We start from the raw sequence: 12293 nt of genomic DNA, 5'->3' as shown, positions 1-12293 counted from the left end.
CATTTTATGTATGAAAATTCATATTTAAGACAATTATGTTTTATAATTTTGAAAAAAAATTAAAATTCTATGAACACATGAGATGGGTAATAAATATCCCCCAAAAATTTAATAATTACTAAAGAAAAGCTTAATTGATGTTACAAATTTAGTAGTTGAATCTAATCTGACAGACAAAAAACAAAACCGCCCATAAGTAGCTACTTAAGCTGCTTACAGGCGATTTTCACTATTTATGCTGGTAACAAAGGATAATAGTTAAAATTTTCGCTTCTGATTTCATTAATTTTTTAATATAGTGATTTGTATATTTCATACACCGTTTTTTCATTTAATTCTACATAGTTATTTGCCATTAAACGGCCTTGTTTTGTCATAACACTTTCAGTAAATACCTTTAACTCTTCTTCTTTTAATCCATATTCACGTAATTGTTTTTTAGGAATCAATACATTTAATAATTCTTCTATTTTAACATAAACTTCATCCTCTTTGCAGTTCAGAACACCAGCTAAAAATTTATTCAATTTTGTAATTTTTCCTGTTGGATTTAGACGTTGGTATGTTTTAAATACTCCAATAAACATTTGATAATTTGCTTCTCCATGAGGAACATGATATCTGGAACCTAAAGGATAGCTCATAGCGTGTACTGCTCCACATCCTGCATTACCAAATGCAATCCCAGCATAAGTACTTGCTAACAAAAATTCCTTTAGTAGTGGAATTCTCGCCTCCGGTCCATGGTTTGCAATTTCTTCATATCCTTTTAGAATCATTTCCATTGCCTTGTAAGAAAATAGTTCTGTAAAATCTGTAGCTTTTGGTGACATACTTGATTCAATAGCATGAATTAAAGCATCAATTGAGCTAGTGGCAAAAAACTTAAAAGGTAAATCCTCTAAAAGTTCTGGAATCATAATAGCGTAATCTGCATATAATTCCTCTACAGCAAGGCCTAATTTTGTTTGCCTTGCCTTTAATTCAAGAATAGAAATATTAGTTACTTCACTACCTGTTCCACAGGTTGTTGGTATTAAAACTAATTCCTTATCCTTTATAAATCCTAATTTGTGATCAAATAAATCAATCACTGGTGAAACTGTTTTTAATGCGAATAATTTTGATACATCAAGAACACTGCCTCCGCCAATGGCAATTACTCTTTTATAAGGAATATCCTTTATATCCTTATAGATTGCTTCTACCATTTCATCGCTTGGTTCTCCATGACCGTAGTTTCTTATAAAAATAACATTAGTATCTAGATTATACTTAGAGAAATAGGAAACATATGTGTGTTCACTTGTTATAATTAAATCCTCTCTCCCTATTTGAAAGTTATCTATAAATTCTTTACATGTATCAAAAGTATGAATTTCTGGTTTGATAGATAGTGCCTTCATTTTCTGCCCCCATTTTTAAATATTTCCGTAAATCTCCTTTAGGTGATTTGTCAGCTTTAGGTTTTCCTCATAATCAACCTGACAATCAATAACTACTGGTACATTTTGTTTAAATGCTTCTTCTAGGGTTGGAATTAAATCTTCTGCTTTTTCTACTCTATATCCCTTTGCATGCATACTCTCTGCAAATTTTACAAAATCAGGATTAGTAAAGTTCACATAACAGCTCTTGCCATATTGTTCCTCTTGTTTCCACTTTATTAAACCATAATTATTATCATTAAATACTAAAACTACAATTGGAGTTCCTATACGCAATGCCGTTTCTAATTCTTGGTCGTTCATCATAAAGCCGCCATCTCCGGCAATAGCTAATACTTTCTTATCCGGATTAATCAATTTAGCTGCGATTGCACCTGGTATAGCAATGCCCATAGTAGCAAAACCATTTGAAATAATACAAGTATTAGGTTCATAACAGTTGTAGTGCCTAGCAATCCACATTTTATGAGCACCTACATCTGATATAACAATATCTTCTCGTCCCATAACCTTTCTGACATCATTCAAAATTCTTTGGGGCTTCATTGGAAAACCATTATCCTCTGCATAGCTTTCATGTTCAGCTAACATTTTTGCTTTAATCTCCAAGGCCTTTACCGGTTCCGCTTTGCTAGATGTTCTCCTCATTATATTGTAGAGTGCATCTGAAATATCTCCAACCACTTCTACCACTGGTTGATAAAGCTTATTGATATGAGATGGTCTTGCATCAATGTGTACAATCTCAGTCTGTCCCTTTGGGTTCCACTTTGACGGAGCATATTCTACAATATCATATCCAACTGTTATTACTAAATCTGCTTCTTCTATAATTTTATTCACATAATCTTTTTGTGGAATCCCAATTGTCCACATTGAATATTTGTTATCAAAAGGAATAATGCCCTTTGCCATCATTGTATTAATTACTGGAATCTTTAGCTTAGTTGCAAACTCTGTAACAGCTTTTGAAGTGTTTCCTCTTACAGCACCACTTCCAGCTAAGATAACAGGATTTTTAGCTTTAAATATTTCACTTGCAGCATCCTCGATTGTTGATAAATCCGCATGTTCCTTTGGTGGTATTTTCTTTTCCAAAGGCTTTTCTCCAATGCTTACCGGCATTTTCGCAATATTTACAGGTAAGTCAATATGGCATGCCCCTGGCTTTTCACTTTCTGCGTATTTAAAAGCAAGCCTTACAATCTCATTTACAGTGTCAGGACGAACAATTTGTTTACTTCTCTTTGTAATTGGCTCAAACATTTTGCATAGGTCTAGAAATTGGTGTGATGTAATGTGCATTCTTTCAGTACCAACCTGACCTGTAATCGCAACAACTGGAGCACCATCACTATCAGCATCTGCTACACCAGTTACTAAGTTAGTTGCACCTGGACCTAGTGTTGCTAGACAGACGCCTGCATTCCCCGTTAAACGTCCATATACATCTGCCATAAATGCAGCACCCTGCTCATGACGAGTTGTTATAAATTTAATACTTGAATCTGCAATTGCGTTCATTACTTCTAAATTTTCTTCACCTGGAATACCAAAGATATATTCTACCCCTTCAGCTTCTAAACATTTTATCAGCATTTGTGCTGTATTTAACTGAACTTCTTCTTTTATCTCTCTACTCATATAAACGCCCCTAATCTTTATTGATTTTATTAATAAATTAAAATTAATTACTTACATTTAACAGTTTGTTATTTATAGCTTTATTTATTATGATACTTCAACTAACAACACCTTTCCATCACTTTTTTTCTTATTTTATCACAACAAAATGATTGTGACTATCCTTCAGAAACGATTTATTATTTGTAAGATAGTATAATTATAGTAATAATAATCACTTAGTGACATTTTCATTAAACAAAAATTGCCTGTAAATAGCTACTTAAACCACTTACAGGCAATTTTCAATATGTATAGTAGAGGCAAAGCATCGTAAGTGAAATCTACTACCTTTTTGTAACTTTTACCTCTTTACCTCTAAATACAATAGCTAACTCTATTATATTCTCTACATTTCCTTCTATTAACTCTGCTCTATAATTCATATCTTTTATTTGTTTTAATGCTTCTTCTGTAGCTTCTTCCATAGTATCCTTAGAAAAATCACTAATTTTCTTAAATTCAATTATTATTGCAAGCTTAGAAACTTCCTTTGGAACGAGCATAACATCATATCTTCCGTATCCACTTTCCTTATTTGATTTAACATAATAATCATCTGAAAGTGAAATTAACATCCCTAATACAAAGGCATGATAAACCTTCTCTGGTTCCTTTCCTCCTATGTCAAAATAGCTAATACTATTTAGCACAAATTCCTTTAATATATATTCAAAAACCTTAATATCTCCTGTTATTAAAGCTTTAATCATTGCATTATACTTTGTACTGCTAATACTTTCCGAGAACCACTTTTTTATTATGTTTCTATAGAATGTGTATACTTCTTTATTGGGAACTTTTAATTCACATACCAAATCCCCATCAACAGTCTCTTTATTACTTACTTTTAAGTATCCTGTAAATAACAAAAAACTCCACAGATTTTCACTACTATCTTCTATTTCCGTCATAACTATATTGTCATTTACTACCTTTTTGATTTTTTCACCAGAGATTAAAATTTCTAAATCTCTTTTTATTTCCTCATTGCCTCTTGAAAGAATTCCTTTGATTAAATCATTAGCACTTGTATTTATCCAGTAAGCTTTTAACCCTTCTCTTATATTATCTAAATAATTTAAAACTGACCATGGATTATAGATAGTTGTATCTCCAAATATATATCCGTTATACCAATCTTTTATCTTTATTAATTCTTTTTGTAAATTATAATACTTTAGCAATTCAATTACTTCGCTTTCGGTAAATCCGAATTTCTCACTAAATTCAAATCCTGTAAGTGATGATACTTTTAAGTTATTTAGTCCTGAAAAGATACTTTCTTTCGCTACTCGTAGTATGCCTGTCAACATAGCCTTTTCTAAATAATTATTATCCTTTAATGCTTCACTTAGCATATTTCTTTCAAAGGATATAATTTTTTCATAATATCCCTTAATGTATCCTTCCTGAATAGGTACATCATACTCATCAATTAATAGGATTACCTTTTTATTATGATACTCACTTAAATATGCCATTAAATTACTTATAGCACTTGATAATAATACTATATCCGCTTCTTTGTTAAGAACTTTGTTAAATTCTCTTTTTTCGATATCTACCATATTATCGCCATCTAACAAATACATATATTTTTTATATACATCAGATAGTACTGAAGCAAATGCTTTAATAGCATCTTCCATATTCTCATATTTGATTCCTTTAAACGAAATGAATATTACTGGATATTTCTGATTTAGCTTCATTGTTTCTTTATCTTGTTCTATTTTTAAACCTTTGAATAGGTGTTTATTTTCTTCATTCATATCAAAGAAATGTTTTATTATACTCATATTAAGGGTTTTTCCAAATCTTCTCGGTCTTGGAGTAAGAATTACTTGTGCTGAATTTCGTATAAATTCTTTTATTACAGAAGTCTTATCTACAAAATAATAATTACCCTCTATTAATTCTTTAAAGTTTGAAATTCCAATTGGTATGCTTTTTTTCAAGCTATCACCTTCTTTCCCTTAAACTATTATAATTATTTTATCAAAATAAAAAGCTTTATACTATAATTATGATATAAAAGTTCCCATTCTATAACAATAACATTTGAAAATTTTATACACTTAATCATAATATATATTTGGTGGAGCTATCCTCACCCAACAAAAACAAAACCGCCTGCAAGCAGCTGTTTAAGCCACTTGCAGGCGGTCTTTATATGTATGGTGGAGGCGAGGGGTGTCGAACCCCTGTCCGAAAGTCGTAATACCTAAGCATCTCCGAGTGCAGTCCTTATATTAACATTCCCTCTACTAGACGCCCAAGGACAGGCTTCTAGTTTCAGTAGCTTCATAAATCCCGTTCCTGTGGCAAAGCTTACACAGGCTCGTTTCACCGCTGTCGTCGCCAGATTCCGGTCCGCGGTACTACCGGGCTGACGTTAGCAGATTAAGCTGCTAAAGCTAAATTATCGTTTTTAGCGTTTATATTTAATCCTATAGTTTTTTAAGGCGGGTCCACAGGTTCCCTCCACTCGCTTCTTAGATACAACATACCCCCGTCGAAGCCAATACGCCCCCTTGTTATAACTCATAACACTTGGGTGATGAGTGTATCTTTTTTATAAACGCAATTTGTATTATTAAATTGTATCATTCAAAACTCTCATCGTCAAGGACTTTTGCTCACCTGACAGTTATTATAATACATCAGATGCAGAAAGTTATCAATAGGATTTTTACTGCTGATTAATCATTTCTTGGATGCTTTCTTATTATTTTTCTAATAAGCAAAATGTTATAGCAATCTTTATTTTAAATTCTTAAATTTTAATACCATATTTCCTATTACAGCATAGAAATTATAGAAAATCACTACAAAACTAAAGGGTCTATCTAAGTCTTTCTTTCATCTGTCTATCTATATCTCTCTTAGCTGCCTTTTCAAGCATAGCATCTCTCTTATCGTAGTTCTTTTTACCTTTAGCTACTGCTAGATTAACTTTTACCCTTCCTTGTTTAAGATATAAGGATAATGGTATAAGTGTATACCCCTGCTGAGTAGTATATCCTAATAATCGTCCTATTTCTTCTTTATGAAGAAGAAGCTTTCTATCTCTAAGAGGATCTTTATTAAATATGTTTCCTTTTTCATAAGGACTTATATGCATGTTTCTAACAAATATTTCTCCATTTATTATTTCTGCATAACTATCCTTAAGATTTGCTTTTCCTGCTCTTATAGACTTAACTTCTGTTCCTACAAGCTCTATACCAGCTTCCATACTCTCTTCTATAAAATAATCATGTCTTGCTTTTCTGTTTTCAGCAAGAGTTTTGTTTACTGATTTACTTTGGGCCATAAAAACACCTACTTTAGATTTTATTCGTAGTATTTAATTATATTCTATTAGGAAGTTAATGTCAAGAAATAATTTACTTATTTTCCCAAAAGAGTTTTAAGCCCCTAATCTAGGTTTCACATCCTATATAAGGGGCCTTTAACACCTTTATCCGATGACTACCCGCTCTAATACTCCCTCTTTGAGAAGCGTACGTTGCGAGCGGGTACGTCCCTGGATTCGTTCAACTAAGAATCAGATGGGGGTTAGATGCCTAAATGGCATTTAACGGGCAATGCCCCGGAGTCGAAGACAAACCCCATCTGATTCAAGTTTCCACTTCATCTTAACTTTCTTTGAAAATCTTCAGTAAGAACTACCGCTGAGTTTTCCTTTCCATCTTCTGTTTCTCCTACTGGTGACATAGATGCCTGTTTTAAGGTGTTTTCTTCAGCATCTTCTTTTTCAATATCTGTGATTGTTGTCTCATCATAATATTCTTCAGACTTATCATCCTCAGTATTAAAATCGCTACTTCCTATATCATCCACATCATAATTTCTTTCTATAATTATTTCTTCTATACCCTCATCATTTTCTTCCTTTATTAGTTCGAAGTGTATTTCATGAGAGAACATATCCACTTTTAGAACTTTAACTTTCACTTCATCCCCAAGTCTATAGATATTTTTAGTTCTTTCTCCTATAAGACTTAAGTGTCTTTCATTATATACATAATAATCATCAACCAAAGTACTAATGTGTACGAGACCTTCTATTGTATTTGGAAGCTCAACAAACATTCCAAAGTTTGTAACGGAAGATATTATACCATCGTATTCTTCCCCTATTCTTTCGCTCATATATTCTGCCTTCTTAAGATCATCTACTTCTCTTTCTGCATCCTGAGCTAATCTTTCCATATCTGATGATTGTTTTGAAGCATATTCTACTTCTGCTGTTAATCTTTCTATTCTCTTCTGATCTATTTTTCCGTGTATAAAGGCCTTTATAATTCTGTGTATTATAAGGTCTGGATATCTTCTTATAGGTGATGTAAAGTGACAATAATATTTTGCAGCTAATCCAAAGTGTCCTATGGATTCTGGAGAATATCTTGCCTGTTTCATAGAGCGAAGTAATAAGGTACTTACTACTGTTTCTTCCTTTTTACCTTTTACTTTTTCTATAACATCCTGTAGAGCTTTAGGATGTATTTCTTGACTGATTTTCATTACATATCCCAAGTTATGAATAAACTCACTAAAATGCATTAGTTTTTCTTCATCTGGATCCTCATGTATTCTATACACAAATGGGATATTGGACCAGAACATGTGCTCAGCTATAGTTTCGTTACACACTAACATGAATTCTTCAATTATCCTATTTGCTATAGCTCTTTCATATGGCTTAATATCTACTGGTTTTCCTAATTCATTAAGAATTATCTTACATTCTTCAAAATCAAAGTCTATAGCTCCACGGGTACGTCTTTTCTTATTTAATATGTGGCAGAGTTCTTCCATTATTTTAAAGGACTCTACAAGATAATCGTACCTTTCAATAAGTTCTGGGTCTTCATCTCTGAGTATCTTAGTTACATTAGTATAGGTCATTCTTTCACTAGTCTTTATTATAGTTTCTGCTATACGGTGATCAACAACTTTACCTGTCTTATCTATTTCCATAAAACAGCTTAAGGTAAGTCTATCAACTTTTGGATTTAAGCTGCATATGCCATTTGAAAGCTTCTTAGGAAGCATTGGTATAACTCTATCTATCAAGTACACAGAAGTTCCTCTTTTTAAAGCTTCTTTATCTAGAGCGTTCTTTTCTTTTACATAATTAGATACATCAGCTATATGTACTCCTAAGTAGTAGTTACCGTTTGGCAACTTTTCTATGGATATAGCATCATCTAAATCTTTAGCATCTTCGCCATCTATAGTCACTATAGTTAAATCTCTTAAATCTTCTCTTCCCTTATATTCTTCTTCTGGTATTTCCTCTGGTATTTGCTCAGCATAGGATACTACCTTTTCTGGGAACTCTTCAGGCAATCCATACTTTTTAATTATGGTAAGAATATCAATACCCTTATCTCCCTTTTTACCTAGTATTTCTATAACCTTACCTTCTGGATTTCTTCTTTTATCTGGCCAAGAGGTTATTTCCGCTATTACTATGTCTCCAGTTGTAGCCCCTTTTCTGCTTTCCTTAGGTATAAATACATCCTGATATATTCTCTTCTCCTCTGGTACTACAAAACCAAAATTTTTACTATCTTCATAGGTACCAATAATAGTTTTACTGTTTCTCTCTAGTATTCTTATTATTTCACCTTCACGTTTTTTTCCTCTATTCTCTTCTCTTGTTACTTTAACTACTACTTTATCTCCATGCATAGCGCCATTTAAATATGAGGATGGTACGAAGACATCCGGTGTATCGTCTTCAGTTATTACGAATCCAAAGCCCTTTTGATGACCTTGAAGTTTTCCAACTACAAGATTCATTCTATCTGGAATTCCATAACGGTCTGTACGGGTTTTTACGATCTGTCCATCTCTTTCCATCTCATTTAATATCTTTTCAAAAACTTTTCTCTCTGCTTTTTTTATACTAAAAATTCGCCCTAATTCGTATATGTCCATAGGCTTATATGCCTGTTCTCTCATGAAGTTTATAAGTGTTTCTTTAATATTCATAAATTCACCTCGCCTTTTAATTAATAAATTTAGTATTTGGAATTTTAAAATTTAAATAAATACCTGTATATTATAAATTTATCTATTATTATCTTCTATTATTCCCTTAAAAATATTGAATAATCCTTACTATTTGTAGTTTTAATGTTATAGTAAAATTATCCATCAGTCAACCTGGTTTTGAATCGTTAGAATTAATTGAAAAATAAATAGAGTGGCTTAAAGCCACTCTATTTATTTAAAACTATTCTAGTTTTACTTTACTACATTTTGAATCATACATAATGCTGCAAATATTATTGCTGAAATAACTGTAATTCTTGATAATAATGCTTCTGATGTTCTTGATTTATTCTTTGAGTAGAATGTGTCACCAGCTCCACCTGAAACTAATCCGCTTAATCCATTAGTTTTACTTGGTTGTGCTAATACAACTACAATTAATACTATAGCTACTATTGACTGTAATATAGTTAAAAGAGTACGCATACTCCTCACCTCCTGGCACCTTGGCATATCTTAAATTTTAACATATAAACTTATTCATTACAATGATATATTTACACACTAATATGAGGTTTAGCTAAAGCGAAACCTCATACCAAAATAAATCATTTATTTTTTTATATTATAGAAGGTATTTAATCCTCTGTATTCTGCCATTTCTCCTAATTCTTCTTCTATTCTAAGAAGTTGATTATACTTTGCAACTCTTTCAGATCTTGCAGGTGCTCCAGTTTTTATCTGTCCTGCATTTACTGCTACAACTAAATCTGATATAGTTGTATCTTCTGTTTCTCCTGATCTATGAGAAATAACTGCAGTATAGCCTGCTCTTTCTGCCATTTCTATAGCATTTAAAGTTTCTGTAAGTGTTCCTATTTGATTTAATTTTATAAGTATGGAATTTGCAACTTTCTTTTCTATACCAGTTGTTAATCTACTTGTGTTAGTTACAAATAAGTCATCACCTACAAGCTGAATTTTGCCACCTAACTTTTCAGTTATTATTCTCCAGCCTTCCCAATCCTCTTCTGCCATACCATCTTCTATTGATATTATAGGATATTTATTTACAAGATCTACATAGTAATTAGCCATTTCTTCAGATGATAGGACTTTACCTTCACCTTTTAAATTGTACTTGCCATTTTCATATATTTCAGATGAAGCAGGGTCTAAAGCTATATATATATCATCTCCTGGAGCGTAGCCAGCTTTTTCTATAGCTTCAACTATAACCTGAATTGCTTCTTCGTTTGATTTTAGATTTGGAGCAAAACCACCTTCGTCGCCAACACCAGTATCATAGCCTTTTGATTTTAATAATGATTTTAATGTATGATAAACTTCTGCACTCATTCTTAAGGCTTCACTAAAGGAAGGTGCTCCTACTGGCATTATCATGAACTCTTGTAAATCCACATTATTGTCAGCGTGTTTTCCTCCATTTATTATATTCATCATTGGTACTGGAAGAACTTTCGCATTAACTCCTCCAATATATTGATAAATACTAATTCCAAGATATTCTGCAGCTGCTCTAGCACAAGCAAGAGAAACTCCAAGCATTGCATTTGCTCCAAGTTTTCCTTTATTATCTGTTCCATCAATTTTTATCATAGTTTTATCAATTAAAACTTGATCAAATATATTCATTCCAATAAGTTCTTCTGCTATGTAATTATTCACGTTGTCTACAGCTTTTAGAACCCCTTTTCCGTTGTATTTTGTTTTATCATCATCTCTTAATTCTACTGCTTCAAACATTCCTGTAGAAGCTCCTGATGGTACAGCTGCTCTTCCTACTGTTCCATCTTCTAGTACAACCTCTACTTCTACTGTAGGAAATGCTCTTGAATCAAGAATCTGTCTTGCCATTACATCTACAATTTCCACATAGTTCTTAATCATAATTAAAATACCTCCAAAATCATTATATTTTATAACTTTTACCTTATTAATATAACCATATAACTCGCTTATTATATAAGGTATATAAAAATTCAGCTTGTATATAATTGTATTAGGTTATTCCAAAGTATACAATTGAACATTATAATAACTTTAGAGTTCTTCATATTACCTGATACTTTATATTATAATTATAGTTTTGCAATTTCTCTGTTCTTTTTATAATTTTTGACATTATTGAAACTGTCTCTACCGGATATTTTCCACTAGCTGTTTCTCCACTAAGCATAACTGCATCTGTTCCATCTAGAACTGCATTAGCTACATCAGAAACTTCAGCTCTAGTAGGTCTTGGATTGTTATTCATTGACTCCAACATCTGCGTAGCTGTAATAACAGGTTTTCCGGCTTCATTACATTTTTTTATGATCATCTTTTGTACAAAAGGTACTTCCTCTAATGGTATTTCTACTCCTAAATCCCCCCTTGCAACCATTATCCCATCAGATACTTCAATAATTTCATCAATATTATTTACTCCTTCGTGATTTTCTATCTTAGAAAATACTCTGATATGACTACCTCCATTTTCATTTAGCACCTTCTTAATCTCTAAAACATCTTCAGCTTTTCTGATGAAAGATGCAGCGACAATATCTACTCCCATCTCTATACCAAATTTTAAATCTTCAATATCCTTTTCTGTTACAGCAGGTAATTTTGTAACAACACCAGGTACATTTACATTCTTATAATTTCCAAGAGTTCCTGTATTCTTAACAATACAATGTATTTTGTTTCCTTTTATTTCTTTTACCTTTAGTCCTACTAAACCATCTGCAATTAGAATATAATCTCCTATATTTACATCTTTATATAAATCTTCATAACTTATAGAACATGTTGTTTCATCTCCCAATATGTCATCTCCACATAAAACAATATAAGATGTACCTTCCACTAACTTTACACTTCCATCAGCAAATTTTCCTGTTCTAACCTCTGGACCTTTAGTATCCAATAATATCTCTACAGACTTATTTAATTCAGTTCTAAGCTCCTTTACTAAATTAATTTTTCTTCTATTCTCATCATGATTTCCATGGGAAAAATTATGCCTCGAAATATCCATTCCAGCATTTATTAATTTACACATTACTTCCCTGCTCTCACTTGCAGGACCTATTGTACATACAATCTTAGTCTTTCTCATATGCTCTACTCCTATCTTACTTTTAC

The 12293-nt window shown here is 32.0% G+C and carries 6 protein-coding genes, 1 other RNA gene and 2 pseudogenes; all 9 read right to left on the bottom strand.

The window, feature by feature from the left end:
* Window positions 1-290: 290 nt before the first annotated feature.
* Entirely contained in the window at window positions 291-1406 is a 1116-nt protein-coding gene (locus tag CLMAG_RS22220; RefSeq protein WP_066627691.1) for a 4-hydroxybutyrate dehydrogenase, read from the bottom strand.
* Between the two features lie 15 nt (window positions 1407-1421).
* Window positions 1422-3092 carry an acetolactate synthase large subunit gene (locus CLMAG_RS22215; protein ID WP_066627689.1) on the bottom strand — a complete coding sequence of 557 codons (1671 nt, stop codon included), beginning with the start codon at window positions 3090-3092 and terminating at the stop codon, window positions 1422-1424.
* A 326-nt stretch (window positions 3093-3418) separates the two neighbouring features.
* Window positions 3419-5092 (bottom strand): AAA family ATPase, encoded by a 1674-nt coding sequence (locus CLMAG_RS22210; RefSeq protein WP_066627686.1) that lies wholly within the window; start codon window positions 5090-5092, stop codon window positions 3419-3421.
* A gap of 220 nt (window positions 5093-5312) precedes the next feature.
* Window positions 5313-5668, bottom strand: a transfer-messenger RNA (tmRNA) gene (gene ssrA, locus CLMAG_RS22205).
* Between the two features lie 311 nt (window positions 5669-5979).
* Complete coding sequence (smpB, locus tag CLMAG_RS22200) at window positions 5980-6450, bottom strand: SsrA-binding protein SmpB (RefSeq protein WP_066627683.1); 471 nt, start codon at window positions 6448-6450, stop codon at window positions 5980-5982.
* A gap of 542 nt (window positions 6451-6992) precedes the next feature.
* Window positions 6993-9140 (bottom strand): annotated as a pseudogene (gene rnr / locus CLMAG_RS22195) (ribonuclease R); the annotation flags it as partial.
* 255 nt (window positions 9141-9395) lie between these two features.
* The gene (secG, locus tag CLMAG_RS22190) at window positions 9396-9629 is read right to left on the bottom strand and encodes a preprotein translocase subunit SecG (RefSeq protein WP_066627681.1); all 234 of its coding nucleotides are present in this window, start codon (window positions 9627-9629) and stop codon (window positions 9396-9398) included.
* A gap of 126 nt (window positions 9630-9755) precedes the next feature.
* Complete coding sequence (gene eno / locus CLMAG_RS22185) at window positions 9756-11051, bottom strand: phosphopyruvate hydratase (RefSeq protein ID WP_066627809.1); 1296 nt, start codon at window positions 11049-11051, stop codon at window positions 9756-9758.
* A gap of 181 nt (window positions 11052-11232) precedes the next feature.
* Window positions 11233-12267 (bottom strand): annotated as a pseudogene (pyk, locus tag CLMAG_RS22180) (pyruvate kinase); the annotation flags it as partial.
* Window positions 12268-12293: the final 26 nt, after the last annotated feature.

The organism is Clostridium magnum DSM 2767, from assembly GCF_001623875.1.
Classification (GTDB): Bacteria; Bacillota; Clostridia; order Clostridiales; family Clostridiaceae; genus Clostridium_AM; species Clostridium_AM magnum.
This window is presented reverse-complemented; position numbering and strand designations above follow the sequence as displayed.